Consider the following 19,386-nt stretch of genomic DNA (forward strand, 5'->3'; position numbering starts at 1 on the left):
AGACTAAGTCTGAGAGCACCAGAAACAAGTTCGAGCGGGCACTATTCGGGATGCTTCTGGAAAGTCTCCGAAATGCATCCGAAGCAGATGTATTCGTGACTTTATTTTCCGAGGTCGGAGATCAACTCAGTCAGTGGAGAGCGTACAGTCCGACTGGCTCGGGATACGCAATCGGACTTGCTCCGCGTACACTCCGTCAAGCACACGGTAACTCTGATCGACTTCATCTTCTTCGTTGCCTGTATCAGCCTTCGGAGCACATTGCTGCGCTAGAGCGGCTCATTGGGCTCGCTGAGGACTACATAGACGAACACAAGGTCGCGCAGAGCGACGATCCAGATCGCGTGTATCGAGAGGCATTCAAGCTTTTCGCGATTTGGCTGCCAATGGTTGCAGCAGTCATCAAGCACTCTTCATTCTCAGAGGAGCGCGAGTGGCGCCTAATCGCGCCCGCTACATTTTTTGACGAGCAGTCCGTTCGCGTTCGCCCTGGGATGTCGACCCTAGTTCCGTTCAAGCGTTTTGTTCTTGGCGAGAACGATGTGGCTATCGCAGTTGACGAAATCGTTGTCGGTCCAACACCGCACCCAAGCTTAGCCGTCGAAGCAGTGGCGGCTCTTTGCGAATCGACTGCTCTGCGCAACACTCGTGTCTACTCGTCCAGAATACCATTTCGGGCATGGTAATGCCGACGGACAACAATGTTCGCAGATGCCGATATCCGACGCTTGATTGCTAGGAGCGCGGGTGCGGTGGAGTTTGTGCGAACTTAGCGGTACAGCGCTGCGGCTGCGTTTGAGATTCGGTTGAGGGAATGACGAACTTCATAGAGCAAGTCGTCGGCCGGCATATCCGGATCCTTTTTTGCCATCTCGTAGCCCAACGCGAGCGAGTACTCAGAAAATGCGACCTCATACGACAGCCGCCTGAAGGTCTGCTCTTCGACGCCCCCTTCTCCCAGTGCAGCCGCGAGCACTGGATTGTCCAAGTTGATCAGAATAGCGAGCGCGTTCGGGTCGTACACGGACCGCATTTCATCCGGCCCAAGATTTCGGTAAGCGACCTTGAAGCCTCCGCGGGGCCGAGAGCGTGACCCACCATTGCCGCCACTCGGATCCAGCGCAGAACTGCCGTCTGGATTCGGCGTGCCTGAAGCCGCAACCGTCGGTGCCTTCCTGCCACGCGTGCCGTTCCCAGGTTTCCGTGCCGTGCTCTCTTCAACATCACCTGGCACGGCTATTCCCTCGACCCACTCATCAGTTTCCGAGCCGGCTGCCTGACCATTTCCGAACGCAGATCGTGCGCTTCCGCTCTTGGAGGCTGCCGATCGGATATCGTCTAGTCGCTGCCGCACGTGTTCGAAGTCCGCGTTCAGGATCTCGGCTATCCTATCAGCTTCCTTGGCGAGGCGAAGTGACTGCACGGACTTTCTCGCCTCTCGCTCCCGCTGAACCAGCCGCGCCCTGACCTCGTCGAGCTTGGCGCCAATAAACGAAATAAGCACCGCCGCCACGGGGTGAGCAGTGTTGAGGCTCAGGGATCGTGAGGAGTCGTAAGGCTCAATCAGTGACGAGTGACTTTCGAGCAACGGCGCATCAACAGTTCCGAACAAGTAGTTGCCGAACTCCTTTCGTTCGATTCCAGCTCGCTCGACGGCTACTAGGTTGCCCGGTCCCGCGGTTATCGCGACCCCCTGCTCAGCTTCTGGCAAGGGAGCCTGAGCCACCTTCACAACCAGCTTTATCGATCCCACGGTCTTGGACTGTTCTGCACTCGGGGTGAACTCGAACGTTTCTGCAATGGCCGGCTCACGGTACTCGCAGAGGTGGTCATTGATTGCCACTTGCGGATTGACATTCCGAAACGCTTGGAGGTGTCGCTCGACATACTCAATGATCGTCGGAACCGCGATACGAGCAAGGGCAACGTCGCTGATGGTGATTGTGGTGCCGTTCGCAAGAGTAGTCGCCGCGTTGCGCGTAACCCAATTCAGCGGAATCGCGTCACCAGATGATTGAGAGATCATCTGACGTGTGAGCTCGACGGCGTTCAACAGACCATCACGCCGAGACTCTACACGAAGGCGGGCCGCTATGCCAAAGGCGGCGGACTTACCTGTGCCGAACTTTCCTCGACCGGGACGACCTGCTTTGCGTTCGAGGTTCTCACCGTGCATTCGAAAGAAGTGTGAGAGATCATCAGCGTCCATTCCACGCCCGTTATCGCTGATCTCGATCTCTTTGGCTCGCGGCCTTACGGTCACCTGAATGCGCGGTGAAATCCCACGATCCACATATTGTAGGCCGTTGACCACGTACTCCCAGACCACCGCGGCCTCTGTCTTGAACGCAGCCGCCGAAGCTAGGAGGTCGCGCCGTACGTCTGATGTGACTTTCAAGCTCGCGTCCTTGGCCATTTCAACTCTCTTGGGCTACGAGCCCAGTGGTCGCGTACTCGAGAAAGGAAAGCACTTCTTGATCTGCCTCAAAAAGCTTTCGCAGCCGCTCGATCTTCAGCTGTCGCATTCTGCCGACAGCATAGCTGTCGATTCTGAACACCGCTTCGGCATCGCGAAGGCCAATTCGCCGCTCGCCAGCGACCCAACTCTGCCAAGCTTCTGTACCGAGAATTCGTTCTCGCTCGCGTCGCCACCTCTGCTCATTCAACGGACCTCCACGCGCTTGTTCCCGCGGGCGATCTAGCTGCGCGACACTCATAACTCGCTGTTGCTCTCGCGCCCATCTCACGCCGTGTGGAGTTAGCGTCCAGCCAGACTTCCCCGACCCGTCCGTGTACCCGCCCTTCTTCGGATTCTTCGCGTCGGACAGATACACGCGAACTAGCTCGAGGTTTATCTGGTTCGGGTACTTCCGCCACGCGAATCGCGTCGGAGCCAGCTCGTGAGCCTTGATCGCCACATCCTCGGTATCAACCGGACGCTCTGCCGCACCAACGAGGTAGGCGGCAAGGGAGACTAACTGAGCGTTTGAGAGTTTTGTCAAGAGATTTGTTGATTTGAAATGTCTTGCGTAGTATTGTAGGATGACGAGTCCTGTTTCCGCAAGCCTTCAACGGGCTATGCCCTTTCTTGCATGGGGTGAAGCCGGAGCTCCGCTGGTTCCGCGGTCGCTGCGACTTCGATGGTCAAATGAGAAGTTGCCGGCATGGGTTTGCGATGACCTTGGACTGCTGAGCGGCAGTACGATTTCCTCGCTTGACTCGGGACCGCTTCCCGCAGAGCTAAATCGTGCAGCCAGGGTGCAAGCGTACCTTGCGCAGCTCATCGACGGTCGGCGCTCCGAGATCGATGGAATCGAGTCCATAGGGTTGCCCTTGCCACCTTCAATAGAAGTGGCGGAGCTGCCGTTGAAATCGCGGACCAGATTTGCAATCTCAAAGCACCCGGTTTTCCGTCGACCATCCGAGTTGCCGTATCTGACATTCGGGCAGTTGCTGGGTATTCCTGGAATGGGCGCGCATTCAGTCCTAGATCTGACCTGCACCATCGAGGCCGCGATGCAAAAGGCAGCGGACGCCGACGCGCCCAACACGCGGCCGGACGATTCAGCCGCGATGAGCGAGTTGCTCCTGGACGCACTATCCCAACCTTGGGCAGCAATGGTCAGCGGCTCGGACAGACGCTTCCAGAATTGGCTTCCAGCCGGCTCACCTCCGGTGGCGGAGCAAATTGACATCCTCACCGCGTCACCAGAATCTCGGGAGAGCGACTTCTCAGCACTTGCGGAAACGCTCAAGGCACTCCGCCCCGAGCTTGAGCGGGTCACGTCTCTACGACTCGAAGTCGGGTTGGCGGAGTATGTCGCAGTGACCGCCGGAGTTCGGGACAAGCGCCTCGCAGCCCTCCTTGCGCGCCTTCATCTCGCTGGACAGCCAACGCAAATCACGCTCGAGGAAGCAGGGACCCGCGCAGGTGTAACTCGAGAGCGTATGCGCCAGATTCAAGTACGCTTCTCCGATCGGCAACCAAAGCACCAAGTCTTTATTCCCGCCCTCGACCGCGCCCTCGGGTGGTTAAGCGAGAACGCTCCAATCGCAGCAACCGAAGCAGCTCAGGCGCTAGCCGAGCACAACATCAGCGAGAGACCGTTCCATCCTGCAAGCATTCTGGCCGCAGCGAGGCTCCTCGGGCACGCGACTGGAGTAAGCATTGAAAGCATCCGGGACATTCCAACTGTAGTCGGATCGCAGTCTGGCCCGCACGTACGCTTCATCGTCCGCGAGGCTCAAAGGCAGCTCTCCGGCTCCGGAGTCTCGAACGTGCTTGAGGTCGCTGCAGCCGTTCGCATGAATCACGAACAAGATCACGACGAAGTACTCGTCCGCGAAGTGCTTCAAACTTACGCATCATTCGAGTTCCTTCATGGTGACTGGTTTTGGGATCCCAGTCGACCGTCGGATCCGCTCCGCTTGATTGCTCGACGCGTTCTCTCTCTCGTGTCGGAGATCGACGTGGAAAGGCTGAGAGAGGGCATCCGCCGCCAGTTTCGTTTTCGCGAGAGCCTTGCACGGAGAATGGGGCGGCCGTTACTCGTCCCGCCGCGCGCCGTTCTCGCAGCGTACCTAGCCGCGCATCCAGAATTTGTACTGCAGCCGGATTCTACAGTGCGGTCGGTACGACCGCTCGACTACCGTTCAGAGCTTGGCCCGATCGAGCGGACAGTCGTAGAAGTGATTCGGTCTTCTCCGAGCAGCGTTCTCGACCGATCCTCAGTACTTCAGCGGACCGGCGCACTTGGTGTGAATGCAAACTCGGCGTCAATCGCGCTCACTTACAGTTCTACCATCGAGCATCTCGGTACAGACCTGTGGACAGTTCGCGGTGCGATCGTGGATCCCGTCGTCGTGGAGTCGGTGCGCCGCTCCAAGGCTCTCAGAGTCCGCGAGCGACGCGTCCTCGATTACGGCTGGTCTAACGACGGTCGCCTGTGGGTCGCCGCGCGCATTCCAGACTCGATAGAAGCCTTTGTCTTTGGCGTCCCCAGTCCAGTCAGCCGATACTTGGCCGGCCGTGACTTCGACGCTTCTGACATGGACGGCAATCCGTCTGGCCGAATCCGCGTCTACGACTATGGCGCCGCGACTGGGTTTGTTCCGTTCCTTCGGCGCGCGGGGGCAGATGAAGGAGACTTGCTGTTGATGAGATTCGATCTAGGAGCTTCGACTGCCATTCTTTCTGTAATCGGCAATGACGATCTGGACACGCTTAGTCCCGAGGAAGACTGACCATCCAGCTGAGACCACGGTCCAGCTCGATCGCAATCGACGCCGCGGCGCGCGCGCCACCTAACGAAGCTTGCTGCTGTCAGCCACGCTATTGAAGCGCCCGCTGCGCGGTCGCATTTTATGGAGTGTCTGCAGCAGAAGCACACGTTATGGCGACTACCTGACGAATAGATGAAGTTCACTCCAGCGCAGGTAGCCAAGACATGGAATCGCGTCATGGAGAGTTCGCCGAAGGAGTGGGCGAAGCTTGAGGCGCGCTCCGGCCCGTTCCAGGATGAGCTGACGGGCTTCGTGTTGGGGTTCACGTATCAGCTCAGCGATGACGCACAGGAGCTGGCGCGAGACTGCATGGTCGCGTGCTACGAGATCTACCGCGAGCACTTCCCCGTCATCCGCAAGGCGACGGATGAGCAGATCATGGCGCACTGGCAACGGTGTCGCGCACGCATCGCGGACGCGGAGGCGCTGACCGATGCGGGGGCGCCGCTGCAGCAAATGTACGGCGGCTCGCCCCAGCCCCTCCTGTTCGAGGCGGTAATCGATGGCCTCCTCCCGCCCGATCCCGATGAATTGGACGCGGAGGAGGCGTACGCGCTCGACGATGAGGAGTTCTGGGACGTGCTCGCCGTGCTCGACACCGTCATTGCCGTCCTCGATGAGTGCGCCCAGACGGCTCCTGCGCCATAACGACGCTTGCTGCCGACAGCTGCGGGTGCGGAAGCAGTTGTGGGGCGGCCGCCCTGTAGGGCATGGGACGGCCTAGCGGCCGCCCCACAACTGCGTCTTATTGGAGCAGCTGCAGCAGAAGCACACGTTATCGCGACTTGTGCCGGGGGACAGGCGATCTGCGGCATTCGCGTCGCGGGAAGTGCGTCGTGATCCGCAAGTTCGTCGCCAGTGCTTTGGGGGTCCGCGCCGAACGGTTCTGCGTGTGAGTGTCCCGCGAGACTCCGCGACCTACGGTCGGATCCTGGCGGACGGCCCAGGCCGCTCGACGGGCATCGCCTACGCATCCCGCGCGGTTAGTGCGCTCCGCCGCGCGCGCCGACGACGCGCGCGATAACGACGCTTGCTGCCGACAGCTGCGGCTAGGGAAGCAGTTGTGGGGCGGCCGCCCTGTGGGGCGTGGGACGGCCTAGCGGCCGCCCCACAACTGCGTCTTATTGAAGCAGCTGCAGCAGAAGCACACGTTATATCGACACCGCAACCTTTCGATGCCAACGCCCAAGAAGCGCACGCTGACGCTCCACTCGCGCCCCGCGTCGACGCTCGGCGTCATCGTCTTGCGCGTCAGCATTCGCGGCATCGAACCGCCCATCTGGCGGGAGATTTCAGTGCCAGAGACCTACACGCTCGCGCAGTTGCATCGCGTGCTGCAGTGCGTGTTCGCGTGGTTGGACTATCACCTCTACGACTTTCGCATCGGCCGCAAGCGCTTCGTGCCGGTCGTCAACAAGATGCCGGGCATCGACACGGCGGTCACGACCCTGGCTTCGCTTAAACTGAAGCGTGGCGCGCGACTCATCTATACGTACGATTACGGCGACGATTGGGAGCACGACCTCGAAGTCGTGCACGTCGCGCGTGAGCCGATGAACCCGCGCGCAATTCCGATGCCTCGAGTGCTCGACGGACAACGCGCCGCGCCGCCCGAGGATTGCGGTGGGCCGCTCGGGTACGCGAGACTCCTCGAGGCGCTCGCGGATTCGCGGAATCCTGATCACGACCAGGCGCACTACTGGGTTCCGCGCGGCTTCGATCCCGCCGTCTTCGACCGGCCCGCTGCAGACCATGCAGTCGTGCTGGCTTGCGCTTGGGGTGCGATATAACGACGCTTGCTGCCGACAGCCGCGGGTAAGGATGCAGTTGTGGGGCGCCCGCGCTATTCTATGGGACGTCCTGCGGCCGCCCCACAACTGCTTTTTATGGAAGCGGCTGCAGCAGAAGCACACGTTATACCGACCACCGCTCACTGGTGGTGCCGACACCTCTCGCACGAGAAAGCTTGACGCGGAGCCCAGCATTTCAGCGCGCCCGACCAGCCCTCGGTCCGACATTCGGCGTAGCCGTCGCCATGTGCTCGCTCATCGTCGAGGCGCTTCCAGCGCAGACTGCTCCTCCGCGCGTCGTGGCGCTACCCGGTCCTGCCATCGAGCTCGGCGAGCCGGTGAGCAACGTTGGTGAGTTCCTAGAGCTCGCAGACGGTAGGGTGCTCATCAGTGATTTCCGTGAGCGCCGACTATTGATCGGCGATCTTCGACGGCACACGCTGGTCGATGCCGCACGCACCGGTAGCGGCCCTCGTGAGTTCCAGGGTGCCTCCCCAATCATTCGTGGTGCGAATGGCGAAGTCCTGGTCTGGGATGTTGCGCAGGATCGCGTACTCGTGCTGAGCCCGCTTGGAGTACCGCAGCGCACACGCGCGGCCGACAGCCAAGGCGCATTCGCCATCCTTCCGCGTGCAGCCGATGCGTCGGGCCGCCTCTATGGAGAGTTCCGAGACTGGGTGCGCGCCGATCGGGGGCTGGTGCAGGCGGAGTCCGCGGCTGTCATCAGAATCTCCGGGCGTCGGCGCGACACCCTCGCGCTTATCCAGCCGCTGATGCGCCCGCATCGCACCGCGCGCGACCGCTTCACGCTGCGTGCCTCTGGCTTCGCCACGCAGGACGCATGGGGCGTCTTCCCCGATGGCCGGCTCATCGTCGTGCGAGGAGCCACGTATCTTCCCGAGCTCGTGCTGCCCGATGGCTCGCGTCGAGCCGCTGCCGCCATCTCCTTCAGGCCGCTTCCCGTCACCGCGCGCGACCGGCAGGATCACATGGCCGAAGCGCAGCGCGCACTCGCGGAAACGCGGCGGAATGCCCGGTCTGCGGCCGCCGTTCAGCACGCCAACGCCCTTCGCGTCGCGGAGCCAGAGCGCTGGCCGCAGTTCAAGCCACCGCTCCGAGACGCCGTCATCCTCATAGACGCCAAGCAGCGCGCATGGATCTCGGTCTACGATGCGGACGAGAGTTCGGGATTGCGGTACGATCTGCTCGATCGGAACGGCGTTCGCGTCGGCGCGGTGCGTCTGCCGCGTGGAGAACGCCTGATCGGGTTCGGGAATGGCACGGTCTACACGGTGCGCATCGACGAGGATGACCTCTCCTTCGTGCGGCGGTATAGTCTGCCGCAGTGAATGTCGGCGCGCGCGGTATAACGACGCTTGCTGCCGACGAGCGCAGGTGCGGTAGCGGTTGTGGGGCCTCGGCTCCATTTTCCGGAAGGTTGGCCGAGGCCCCACAACCGCATTTTATGGGAGCGCTCGCAGCAGAAGCACACGTTAGCTGGACGAAACGGCGCTCTCAGTGAGGTAAAGTTCTTCACTCTTGGAGTATGCCGTGAAGTCGCTCGCACAGCGCGCACATCGTTGCGCCTCGAACCGTGAGCCCGCCTTCCTGATGTGAGATTTGACGTTTCGCAGGAGCAATGGCCTTTGGCTCTACGCGTTTGACCTGATGCCACTGCCGTTGTTCGCGAGGCCACCGAGAACGCGCCTCATCTTCATTGGAGGTTGGGCACCGGGCACGGCGGCCGTCGCAGCGGTACGACCCAGCTCCTCAGCAGGGCAAGTAGTCCGTGCGTTCGAGGGGCCGCAGGCTGACTGCGGTTGGCGCAGACGGACTTCGTCCGGGAAGCAGGTGGGCGGGCGCTTGATTCTGGGCCCACATCTCGATGAACTCGACGAGCCGGTCGAGGGAACTCTTTCTGGCGTGGACGGCTCGTTACGCACCTCCTTCAAATGCGCCGGTTGATGATGGCGCAGATGACTTGGCGAGGCGCGCGCGCTTCTTTGGTGCACGAGTCTGGTGCGCAGCACGAAATCATCTGCCCTAGGTCTTATTGCTCAGGAGGTTGTTCACAGGGCGTAGCCTCACCAAGCTGGGGTTGTCGAGACACGCAACCGGCAACGCCAGAGGCCCTGTGAACACCCACAAGAATGCACGACTCACCCCGTACGCGCGACGGGAGGCCTGCCGCCGCGTGTGGGCCGGTACGCCCGTCGCCCAGGTCGCCCGCGCCTTCGGTGTGTCGCGGCAGACCATCTACAAGTGGCTGCGCCGCCGCGCGGAGGTCGAGACGCGCTCGTCGCGGCCGCATCACTCGCCGACGCGCCTGAAGCGCCGCTACCGCCGGCAGATCCTCAAGCGGCGGCGGCAGCGGTGGTCGAGCCGCCGCATCGCGCAGCACACGGGCCTGCCACTCTCGAGCGTCGGCCGCGAGCTGCGCCGCCTGGGGCTCGGGCGCCTGCCGCGTGTCGAGCCCCCGCGGCGCCTCGTGCGCTACGAACGGGCGCGGCCCGGCGAGCTCGTGCACCTCGACGTCAAGAAGCTCGGGCGCATCGGCGTCGTCGGGCACCGCATCCACGGGGACCGCACCCGCCGCACGCGCGGACGCGGCTGGGAGTTCGTGCACGTCGCCATCGACGACCACACGCGCATCGCGTACGTCGAGGTCTTGCCTGACGAGACGGCACCGACCGCGGCGGCCTTCCTCGCGCGCGCGGTCGCCTGGTACGCGGCGCTCGGCATCGTCGTCGAGCGCATCCTCACCGACAACGGCAGCTGCTACCGCGCGCTCCCCTTCGCGGAGCAGGCGCTCACGCTCGGCGTCGGCCAGCGCTTCACGCGCCCGTATCGGCCGCAGACGAACGGCAAGGCGGAGCGCTTCATCCGCACGCTGCTCGCGGAGTGGGCCTATGAACGCCCGTACGGCCGCTCCGGCTGGCGGACCCGCGCGCTCCCGCACTATCTCTCCTTCTACAACACCGAGCGCCGCCACAGCGCGCTCGGCGATCGCACCCCGGCCCAGCGACTCGCCCTCTACCTGTCAACAACGTGCTAGGTCATTACACCTAGGCTCCGCCTATCCGCGCAGCATGCGGAGTCCGCTCGCAATCACCACGAACTCACTCATCTCGTGGCCGATCACTGCCAAGGGCAGCGTAAGCTGGCCGAGCACCGCGCCCACCACCAGCACCGTGATCACGATGACGGAGAGTGCGAGGTTCTGCCGCACGACGCGCTCGTGGCGTCGGGCGAGGCGAAGCGCGTATACGAGCTTGTCGAGATCGTCCGCCATCAGCGCCACGTCGGCAGTCTCGAGTGCGACGTCCGTTCCCGCGGCGCCCATCGCCACGCCAACAGTCGCTTCTGCCAAAGCGGGCGCGTCGTTCACCCCGTCACCGACCATTGCTACGTGCCCGTCGCGTGCCGTGAGATTGCGGACAATGCCCGCCTTGTCCTCGGGTGTCAGGTCGGCGTATACCTCGTCGATGCCGACTTCGCGAGCGATCGCCCTGGCCGTTCGCTCGTTATCGCCAGTCAACATCGCGACGGTGCGGACGCCGGACGCGTGGAGCGCACGAATGGCCGACGCCGCGTTGGGACGCACGTTGTCACGAATGGCGAGAATGGACCAGGCCGAACCCGCGTCGCCAACCACGATCACGGTCTTGCCTTCCATTTGAAATCGAGAGACGTCCGCGGCCACTTCACCGAGCGACACGCGGAGCTCGCGCTCGAATAGCGCGGGACTCCCGACAAGCACCTCCTGTCCTCCGTTTGCTGAATCCAGACGCGCCGCGGCACCGGCCCCCGTGAGCGAGCGAAAGTCCGTGATCGACGCCGGTGTCACACCACGCGACTTCGCGTATCGAAGGATGGCTCGCGCCAGCGGATGTTGACTTCGCGACTCGATACCTGCGGCCGCGGCGAGCACACGTTCGGCGGCGAGCGGTGAGCCAGCGAGCAATATCATGTCGGTGACCTCAGGCGCGCCGTGCGTGATCGTGCCCGTCTTGTCGAGCGCGACAACCCGCACTTTCGCCAGATCCTCTACGAACACTCCTCCTTTGATCAGCACGCCGCGTCGTGCCGCAGTGCCTAGCGTCGCCACGAGCGCGATAGGAATCGAGATCACGAGCGCGCATGGCGCGGCCGCGACGATGAACACCGTTGCTCGGGCGATCCACTCTCGCCACGCGGCATCGGTCAGCAGCGGCGGGAGGATGGCGATGAGGATTCCGATGGCCAGAACGGCCGGGCTGTAGCGTTTGCCAAAGCGCTCGATGAAACGCTCACTGTTACCCTTCCGCTCCTGCGCCTCCTCGACCATGTGAATGATGCGCGCGATGGTGTTGTCTGCGAACGCCTTCGTCGCGCGCACCTCCAGCGCGCCTTCGCCGTTGATCGTGCCGGCAAAGACGGTATCGCCGACGTTCTTCTCCACTGGCACGCTTTCGCCCGTGACCGGTGCCTGGTCGACGCTGGATTGGCCGATCACTACTTCGCCATCCGTCGGCATGGACTGCCCTGGCAGCACGACGAAGACGTCGCCGGCCTTGACCTCCTCGGCGGGAATGTCGACCTCGCCCCCGTCCCGACGTACGCGCGCGGTCCTCGGCGCGAGGTTCATCAGCGCCTTGACGGCAGCGCGAGTCTTCTCGCCGGTGTACCCCTCCGCCGCCTCGGACATTGAGTAGAGGAAAGCGAGCATCGCCCCTTCGAATGGCTCGCCCATCAGCGTCGCGACCACAGCCGCCGTGGCCATGAGCAACTCGATGCCGACCTCGCGTTCGAGGAGCAGTTCCTCGATCGCTTCGCGGCCGAAGTAATAGCCGCCGATGATGAGCGAAGCGATGAAGACGGCCGTCGCAGCGACTTCAGGCGCGCCGCCACGCGAGAGAAGCCAACCAGTAAGGAGGAGAACTCCCGACAGCGCCGACGTGACGACCCTTGGATTCCTCCATGGACGGGGCCGCGCAACCATGGTCGTCGGTCCCTGTGCCGGGAAGCCGAGATCGCGGAGTTGATTCTTGAGGGAGTCCGCGGACGTGGTGCCGGCCGCGAAGCGGACCGAGACGCGTGCCGCCTTCGGGTATACGGTGATCTTTGAGACTCCGGGCGCGCCACCGAGCGCCCGCTGGATCTTTGCGGCGTCGTTCTCACAGTCGAGGTTCGCGACCCGGACATCGAGCGTCGCCTCCGCGTCGCCCGAGACAGCCACGAATTGCTCGTCGGATGTGTTCCTCACGTCGCGCACCAATCATTTCCTCTCATGTACGGTGTGAAGCGGATCAACCCTTCGTTCTGCCGACGCCACTCACGGAACCACCCCTACCCGTTTCGCTCCAGATGGCGAATGCCCTCTCGCACCAGCTCGCCGACGTGGGCATCGTCCAGCGAGTAGTACGCGATCTTCCCAACCTTGCGGTATCGCACCAGGGCGAGCTGCCGGAGCGTGCGTAGCGAATGTGATACTCCGGATTCGGAGACGCCTATGAGCGTCGCCAGATCGCAGACGCAAAGCTCGTCGACACCTTCGGTCGCGAGCGCGCAGACGATCTGCAGCCGCGTCCGGTCGCCGAGGGCTCGAAGGGTTTCAGCCAACGCCGCTAGGGTTCGCAACTCGGGCAGGGAGGCGCCTGCCAGTGCGACTTTCTCCTTGTCGACCCACTGCACCTCACAGAGGTCAGCGCGATCGCCAGGTGCTGCTGCGCGCTTCACCGCGTGCGCGGTCCGACGCACGCGATTGCCGGTGCCTCGGCTGGGGGATTGCGGACCAGAAGGGGACGTCATACGTTAGTGAATACCTGAGCAGATGTTCATACAATATACCAGCGCCAAGTAAGCGACGCAACATCTCGTGGGCGCATTCTCATCTCTGGACTCGCCGCCCGGCTCGTCATCGACGCTCCTTAGTCGCGGGCGTCCGGTCGCACACCACCACATGATACGTCACACCTTGAACCTACCCATCCCCCAACGCGGCTGGCACCGCGCACGACGTGTCGGCCGGTGGTCCAAGACAATTGTGGTGATCGGGGCGATCTCGTTCTTATGCGTCGGGACGCCAGAGCTTCTCGCGCAAACGCACTCTCCGGCAACCCCCGTCCACGCAGTGGACTCACTGCTCGCGTCGCTGCTCCCGCCACGGCTTCGAACAGCGGTGCTCGCGGCATCGCGCGAGCTATCGTTGCGTCGCGCCGAGATCACGGCTGCGGAAGCCAGGCGAGACGCGAGCGGTTTCGCCTCACCGGGGTTGCTGGTTTCCGAGGTGGATGACGCGAGAAACGGACGTCTCGATCGGGGGAGCGTTCGCGTGGAGATCTCCCGTGCGTTCCTATCCTCAGCTCGTACGCAAGGTGAACGTGCCGTCGGTGATATGGAAGTGCAGGCGGCGCGCGTCGCGCTAGGCGCCACCGAACGACGAGTCCTGGCTGAGGCCACACGGGCGCTTTACACCGCCGTCGGCTGGCGCGCCATCGTGCGGCGCCTCGCGGCTCAAGACTCTCTTCTCGCGTCCGCCGAGGCGTCGGTGCGGGCCCGCTTGAGCGTCGGCGAAGCGCGCTACGTCGATGTGCTGCGTCTGCGAACAGAACGCCTTCGCGTAAATGGAGATCGGGTCGCCGCCGAAAGCGAGATCGAGGTCGCGGCGGTCACGCTCGTGGGACTCATCGGGGGCGACTCTGCCGCTGCCGGAATCGCTGCGGCATCCTTCGACAGCCTCGACCGTGGTGAGGGGCTTGGGGCTCTCCTCACCGTGGCGGCGCGATTGCCCGAGGCGCCATCAGTCGAGTCGCTCGTCGCTACGGCCGCCGATGTGCGGCTGGCGGATGCTCGAATAGCCCTGACCGCAGCACAGCGGCAACTCCTGCTCGCCGAGCAACGGCCTTCGTTCGCGGGTTCGCTGGGCCTCCAGCGCATCGGCCAGGACAGTAATTCCCCTCCGGGGCTTGGGCCCGTGCTTTCAGTCGGTATGACGCTGCCGTTTACCGCTGGCCGCGCCAACCGCGCGTCCCTCGAGGCGGCCGATCGGCAAACTGCAGTCGCGTTGGCGGAGCGCAGCGCGGCTTCCGTCGCCGTCCGCGCCGCGCTCGGTGTCGCTCGCGCACGGTATGAGGCCGCACGACGACGCGCCACCTCTTACGACGCAGCGCTGCTTCGCGCCGCCCGCGAGGAGCGTGAGAGCGCCCTCGCGGCGTACCGAATCACCGACATCTCCCTTCTCGATCTTCTCGATTTCGAGCGCGCCCTGACGCGGGTCGAGATCGAACGTGCTCGCGCGTCGATTGACGCGCTGGCGTCGCTCGCCGAGCTGCTCTCCGGCGCGCCGTCCTCAGCGATGATGTCTCCCTCGACCGCTGGGTCTGGCGCTGACCGGGGCCGCGATGACCGCTAACACGGATACCCCGATGCTCGACTTCATCAGAACGAAGCAGAAACGCCGCGCCGTCACCATCGCAGTAGTCCTTGGACTCACCGTCGCCGCCTGTTCCGGAGAGAGCCCAAGACCGGAAATGGCAGCCGAAAGGCCGGAGGACGCGGCCCGTGCCGAAACCGACGGTGCATCGGGGAATCAGGAGGCTTCGAACGAAGGCGCCGGAGAGGGCAAGAATTCGAACCGCGTGACGCTCACCGAGGCGGCCTTCCGCACCGCGCGGATTCTCGTCGAAGTTCCGGGCCTCGACCAAATGAGCGCCGCTGCCGGTGGCCTCCAAGTGCCCGGGCAGGTCGAGTTCGATCCGGCGCGCGTGGCCTATATTTCGCCGCGTACCGGTGGACGGATCGAGCGGCTGCTAGCCGTGCCAGGAGACCGGGTCGAGCAGGGCGAGCAGGTGGCGTTCATTCAGAGCCCCGCCTTCACGATCGCCCAAAACGACCTCCTCCAGGCATTGCGTCGCATCGAAGCGCTCCGCGGAACCGCCGACGCCGAGGGTGCGCAGGCTCTTCTCGACGCGGCGAAACGCCGGCTCGCGCTCCTTGGCGCGAGCGATGTGGCCATGCAGCGGCTCGAGTCCGGTGGTGCGCCCGAAGCGATGCTTGCGATATCGGCACCATTCACCGGAAGCATTGTGGAGTCTGGCGCGCTCGCCGGGCAGGCCGTCGAGTCGGGGACGCCACTCTACAAGATTGCTGACCTCTCGGTCGTGAACATCGCGGCAGACGTTCCCGAACGCCTGCTCCCCGCCGTTCGTGTGGGTCAGGCCGCCATGATCATCGCGGTGGGCGCGTCACAGACCGCGTTCGCCGGGCGCGTGACGCGCGTCAGCGATGTGCTTGATCCTGAACGGCGCACCGCAAAGGCTCTTATTGCCGTGACGAACGCCGAGCAAAGGCTCAAGCCTGGAATGTTCGCCAGCGTGAGCCTCCGAGGAGGAGGCGCGCCAGCCGCTCGCGTCCTGACCGTTCCTTCGAGCGCTGTCGTCACCGACGGCGCGACGCGATACGTCTTCGTCGAGTTAGAGCCGCGGACGTACGAGCGCCGGACGATCGAGATCGCGTCCGGCCTGTCGGGCACCGGGCCGGCGAGCGGACGCGTCAACGTCATCAGCGGCCTCAATGCCGACGATCGCGTGGTCGTTCGGGGAGCCTTCACGCTCAAGTCCGAGCTCGCGAAGGCGTCGCTTGTGGAAGATGAGTAGAGCCCCGAATGATTGATAAACTCATCGAGTGGGCAGTCCGCGCCCGCGTTCTGATCGTCATTGCCCTCGTCGCGCTCGTCGGTGCCGGAACGTGGGCCTTTCGGACGCTGCGCGTCGATGCATTTCCTGACCTGACCAACGTTCAGGTCGCCGTCCTTGCGGAGGCACCCGGTCTCTCGCCGATCGAAGTGGAGCGGCTCCTCACGTTTCCCATCGAAGTCGCGGTGAATGGCGTGGCGCGAGTGGAGCAGGTGCGCTCGATCTCGAAGTACGGATTCGCTCAGGTCACCGTCGTGTTCGAGGACGGCACCGACGTCTTCTTCGCTCGCTCGCTCGTGAATGAGCGCCTGCAGTCGATGCGCGATCAACTTCCTGAGGGGACAGAGGCGACGCTCGGGCCAATGGCTGGCGCGACGAGTGAGATCTATCTCTACACGCTCGAGGACACGCTGCATCCGAACGCAGCACGATCCGACAGTGCGCTGATGGCGCTCCGGACGCTGCACGACCGCGTCGTGCGGCCGCAACTCCGCAGCGTGCCTGGTGTCGTCGAGGTCAATACGTTTGGCGGATTGGTGCGCCAGGCGCAGGTCGTCGTCTCGCCCGACAAGCTCGCGGGTTACGGTCTCTCGATCGGTGACGTCGTGGAAGCCGTCGAGGCGAACAGCCAAGTGCCCGCCGGCGCGTATGTCGAGCATCAGACCGAGCAATACATCCTGCGCGGTCTTGGACAGGCCGCGAGCCTCGACGACATCCGTCAGTCCGTGATCCGATCCCAGGGCGGTGTCCCGGTCCTGGTCGGCGACGTGGCTGACGTGCGCTACGGGCCCGAGGTGCGTCAAGGCGCCGTGTCGCGCGACGGTGAAGGTGAGGTGATGAGTGGAATCGTGATGATGCTCCGCGGCGCCAATAGCCGGGAGGTCGTCCAGCGAGTCCGGGAGCGCGTTGCCGCGATCAACCAGTCGCTCCCGCCGGGTCTCGTGGTTGTGCCCTATTACGATCAGACGGACCTCGTGGAGGGCACGCTGACGACGGTCGAGCGCAACCTGCTCGAGGGCGGCTTTCTCGTGATCGCCGTGCTGCTGCTCTTTCTTGGGAACGTGCGCGCGGCGTTGCTCGTCGCCGCGACCATCCCACTCTCCTTGTTCTTTGCGTTTATCGGGATGCGGTGGCTGGGGCTCTCCGCCAACCTGATGAGCCTCGGCGCGATCGACTTCGGCATGATCGTGGACGGCGCTGTCGTGATGGCGGAAAACTTCGTCCGGCGGATGCAGGCAGATCCGGTGCGCAACACGCACCCGCACGAGGAGGCGGGCCCGTACCCAGCTGCGCCTCGCATTGACCGGGAGATGTCTCGCGAAGAGACAAACGCGCGAATCGTCGCCGCAGCGAAAGACGTCGGCCGACCGATCGTGTTCGGCGTACTCATCATCATGCTCGTGTATGTGCCGATCATGACTCTGCAGGGGCTCGAGGGGCGCATGTTCCAGCCGATGGCGATCACGGTAGCGATCGCCCTCTTCGGCAGTCTCCTGCTTGCGTTGATCGCAGTGCCGGCAGTGGCGACATGGCTGTTCCGGCGTGGCGCCCGAGAGGCGCAATATGCCGTGGTACTGGAGCACTGGATGGACCGCCGCTACGCGCAGTTGCTGCGAGCGACGATGCGTCGGCCGGCACTCGTCATCGGTGCGGCGGTGGCGCTCTTCGGCGCGAGCATGATGCTCGTGCCGCGCCTCGGCACCGAGTTCCTGCCCGAGCTGGATGAGGGGTCGATTCTGTTGCAGGCGACCAAAGACCCCAGCATCTCGCTGTCGCATGCGGGTGAAGTGCACCGCGCGATTGAACGCGTCGTGCGGCAGACGCCCGAGGTCACGACGGTCGTGAGCCGTATGGGACGCGCCGAGGTCGGTAGCGATCCAATGGGAACGAACCAGAGCGATGTATTCGTGATGCTCAAGCCGCGCCACGAGTGGCGGGAAGACGTCGAGAAGCAGGACCTCATCGAGGAGCTGGAGCAGAACCTCAATGAGCAAGTTCCGGGTGTCGGCTTCGGGTTCACGCAGCCGGTGAAGATGCGTCTCGATGAGCTGATTTCGGGCGTGCGCAGCGACCTCGCCGTGAAGGTCTTCGGTGACGATCCCGAGGTGAACCGGGAGACAGCGGAACGTGTCGCGGCGGCAATCCGAAAAGTATCGGGAACTGCCGAGGTCTCCGTCGAGACTACAACGGGTCAAGGGTACCTAGCGGTGCGCATGGACCGCGTCGCGATGGCGCGCTACGGGATTCCGGTCGAGGAGGTGCGTCAGGCGCTCGCGGTTGCGGTCGGCGCGCAACCGGTTGCACCGATCACGGATGGCCCTGCGGGCACGTATACGCTCGATGCGGTCGTGCTCGTGCCCCCGGGCTACCGCAATACTCCTGAAGGAATCGGCAGTATCACCGTGCCGTCGTCGTCAGGCGCGCGAGTGGCGCTGGCGGAGTTGGCCGATATCAGCATGGAGTCGGGCCCGGTGCAGATCAGTCGTGAGAGCGCGCAGCGCCTGGTCATCGTTCAAGCGAACGTCCGAGGGCGTGATCTGGGTGGCTACGTCGGTGACGTACAGGCCCAGATCGCAAATGACGTGAACGTCCCGCCGGGGGTGTTTCTGACCTACGGTGGGCAGTTTGAGAATCAGCAGCGCGCCATGGGACGCCTACGCTTCGTCGTTCCGGTATCGATCGCGCTTATCGCACTGCTCCTCTACGCGTCCCTCCAGAGCTGGACGCTCGCGGGTCTGGTGCTGGTGAATCTCCCGTTCGCTGCGGTGGGCGGCGTGTTCGCCCTCTGGCTGCGTGGTCTACACCTCAGCATCTCGGCATCAATCGGCTTCATCGCGCTCTTCGGCGTCGCTGTGCTCAACGGACTCGTACTGCTATCGACCGTCCAACGGCTGCGATCCGACGGCTCCGAAGGAGACGAAGCCGCCGTCGATGGCGCTCGGGCCCGGCTCCGGCCTGTGCTGATGACCGCGCTCGTCGCGTCGATCGGCTTCATACCTGTCGCAACATCTCACGGAACGGGAGCGGAGGTCCAGCGTCCTCTCGCAACAGTAGTGATCGGCGGGCTCATCACTTCGACGCTGTTGACACTGCTGGTCATACCCACGCTCTACGCGGCGATCGAACGACGGCGCGGACGGCAGGCGAGAGCGGCGCAAGTGTCTGTCGAAGCGGAATCACCAGTGGTTTAAGCTACGTGCTCTCGTGCTCGACGTGTTGTGTGCACCACCACGCGCCCTTCGGGGTGAGCGAGTTCATCCTGATCGCGAACGACCTTCGAATGTTGCGACACTCAGGCTGAAGCGACTCGTGCAAGACACGGCATCCGTTTACAGGCTCGGTCATTGCGGCCTGTTAAGGGAGATCCGGCGGACCCGTATCTTGAATAGAAGCGCGCCGATGACGATGAGTCTGCAGCTATATGTGGCAGCCCAGCTGGGCAGTCCGGTAATCGTCAGCACCGGAGGTCATAGGCTGAATTGCGGCGGCAACACCGATTGTGATACCGCGTCACACGCTCTGCCTAGGGCCAAAGGGCAATTGGCATCATCCCGCCGCCAGCTAACGAAGCTTGCTGCCGACGGCCACGGTATTGTAGCGCCCGCTACGCGGGCGCATTTTATGGAGTGTCCGCAGCA

At 63.6% G+C, this 19,386-nt stretch carries 13 protein-coding genes; 10 read left to right on the plus strand and 3 right to left on the minus strand.

Annotation, left to right across the window (positions count from 1 at the left end; translation table 11 throughout):
- Positions 1-50: 50 nt before the first annotated feature.
- Positions 51-686, plus strand: coding sequence for a DUF2971 domain-containing protein (locus Strain318_RS10915; RefSeq protein ID WP_367887908.1), 636 nt, complete (start codon positions 51-53; stop codon positions 684-686).
- 83 nt (positions 687-769) lie between these two features.
- On the opposite strand, the gene Strain318_RS10920 is transcribed toward Strain318_RS10915, so the two are convergent.
- Positions 770-2,416, minus strand: a complete 1,647-nt coding sequence (locus Strain318_RS10920; protein ID WP_367885732.1) for an ATP-binding protein — start codon at positions 2,414-2,416, stop codon at positions 770-772.
- On the opposite strand from Strain318_RS10920, the gene Strain318_RS10925 reads away from it, so the two are divergent.
- From Strain318_RS10925 to Strain318_RS10950, 6 genes are all read left to right on the plus strand, one after another.
- A complete protein-coding gene (locus Strain318_RS10925; protein WP_367885733.1) occupies positions 2,388-2,702 on the plus strand; it encodes a hypothetical protein in 315 nt (104 codons plus the stop codon). The genes Strain318_RS10920 and Strain318_RS10925 overlap by 29 nt on opposite strands.
- 649 nt (positions 2,703-3,351) lie before the next feature.
- Positions 3,352-5,244 carry a hypothetical protein gene (locus Strain318_RS10930; protein WP_367885734.1) on the plus strand — a complete coding sequence of 631 codons (1,893 nt, stop codon included), beginning with the start codon at positions 3,352-3,354 and terminating at the stop codon, positions 5,242-5,244.
- 171 nt (positions 5,245-5,415) lie between these two features.
- On the plus strand, positions 5,416-5,931 hold the full coding sequence (locus tag Strain318_RS10935) for a hypothetical protein (protein WP_367885735.1): 516 nt from the start codon (positions 5,416-5,418) through the stop codon (positions 5,929-5,931).
- A gap of 527 nt (positions 5,932-6,458) precedes the next feature.
- Positions 6,459-7,073: a plasmid pRiA4b ORF-3 family protein gene (locus Strain318_RS10940; protein WP_367885736.1), complete on the plus strand. Its 615-nt coding sequence runs from the start codon at positions 6,459-6,461 to the stop codon at positions 7,071-7,073.
- A 245-nt stretch (positions 7,074-7,318) separates the two neighbouring features.
- Complete coding sequence (locus tag Strain318_RS10945; RefSeq protein ID WP_367885737.1) at positions 7,319-8,422, plus strand: NHL repeat-containing protein; 1,104 nt, start codon at positions 7,319-7,321, stop codon at positions 8,420-8,422.
- A 785-nt stretch (positions 8,423-9,207) separates the two neighbouring features.
- Complete coding sequence (locus Strain318_RS10950) at positions 9,208-10,128, plus strand: IS481 family transposase (protein WP_367885738.1); 921 nt, start codon at positions 9,208-9,210, stop codon at positions 10,126-10,128.
- A 21-nt stretch (positions 10,129-10,149) separates the two neighbouring features.
- Here the strand turns inward: Strain318_RS10950 and Strain318_RS10955 are convergent, their stop codons facing one another.
- Entirely contained in the window at positions 10,150-12,327 is a 2,178-nt protein-coding gene (locus Strain318_RS10955) for a heavy metal translocating P-type ATPase (RefSeq protein ID WP_367887909.1), read from the minus strand.
- A 74-nt stretch (positions 12,328-12,401) separates the two neighbouring features.
- Entirely contained in the window at positions 12,402-12,812 is a 411-nt protein-coding gene (locus Strain318_RS10960; RefSeq protein WP_367885739.1) for an ArsR/SmtB family transcription factor, read from the minus strand.
- 202 nt (positions 12,813-13,014) lie between these two features.
- Between Strain318_RS10960 and Strain318_RS10965 the strand changes: the two genes are divergently transcribed.
- The 3 genes from Strain318_RS10965 to Strain318_RS10975 are packed head-to-tail and all read left to right on the plus strand — an operon-like array spanning position 13,015 to position 18,939.
- Positions 13,015-14,466, plus strand: a complete 1,452-nt coding sequence (locus tag Strain318_RS10965) for a TolC family protein (RefSeq protein WP_367885740.1) — start codon at positions 13,015-13,017, stop codon at positions 14,464-14,466.
- Between the two features lie 13 nt (positions 14,467-14,479).
- Positions 14,480-15,709 (plus strand): efflux RND transporter periplasmic adaptor subunit, encoded by a 1,230-nt coding sequence (locus tag Strain318_RS10970; RefSeq protein ID WP_367885741.1) that lies wholly within the window; start codon positions 14,480-14,482, stop codon positions 15,707-15,709.
- 8 nt (positions 15,710-15,717) lie between these two features.
- The gene (locus tag Strain318_RS10975) at positions 15,718-18,939 is read left to right on the plus strand and encodes an efflux RND transporter permease subunit (protein ID WP_367887953.1); all 3,222 of its coding nucleotides are present in this window, start codon (positions 15,718-15,720) and stop codon (positions 18,937-18,939) included.
- Positions 18,940-19,386 lie beyond the last annotated feature (447 nt).

This window comes from Pseudogemmatithrix spongiicola (assembly GCF_030623445.1).
Classification (GTDB): Bacteria; Gemmatimonadota; Gemmatimonadetes; order Gemmatimonadales; family Gemmatimonadaceae; genus Pseudogemmatithrix; species Pseudogemmatithrix spongiicola.

Coding starts and splice junctions, on each gene's coding strand:
- Strain318_RS10915 (WP_367887908.1), top strand. CDS start 51: ATGCTTCTGGAAAGTCTCCGAAATGCATCCGAAGCAGATGTATTCGTG.
- Strain318_RS10920 (WP_367885732.1), bottom strand. CDS start 2,416: ATGGCCAAGGACGCGAGCTTGAAAGTCACATCAGACGTACGGCGCGAC.
- Strain318_RS10935 (WP_367885735.1), top strand. CDS start 5,416: ATGAAGTTCACTCCAGCGCAGGTAGCCAAGACATGGAATCGCGTCATG.
- Strain318_RS10940 (WP_367885736.1), top strand. CDS start 6,459: ATGCCAACGCCCAAGAAGCGCACGCTGACGCTCCACTCGCGCCCCGCG.
- Strain318_RS10945 (WP_367885737.1), top strand. CDS start 7,319: ATGTGCTCGCTCATCGTCGAGGCGCTTCCAGCGCAGACTGCTCCTCCG.
- Strain318_RS10965 (WP_367885740.1), top strand. CDS start 13,015: ATGATACGTCACACCTTGAACCTACCCATCCCCCAACGCGGCTGGCAC.
- Strain318_RS10970 (WP_367885741.1), top strand. CDS start 14,480: ATGCTCGACTTCATCAGAACGAAGCAGAAACGCCGCGCCGTCACCATC.
- Strain318_RS10975 (WP_367887953.1), top strand. CDS start 15,718: ATGATTGATAAACTCATCGAGTGGGCAGTCCGCGCCCGCGTTCTGATC.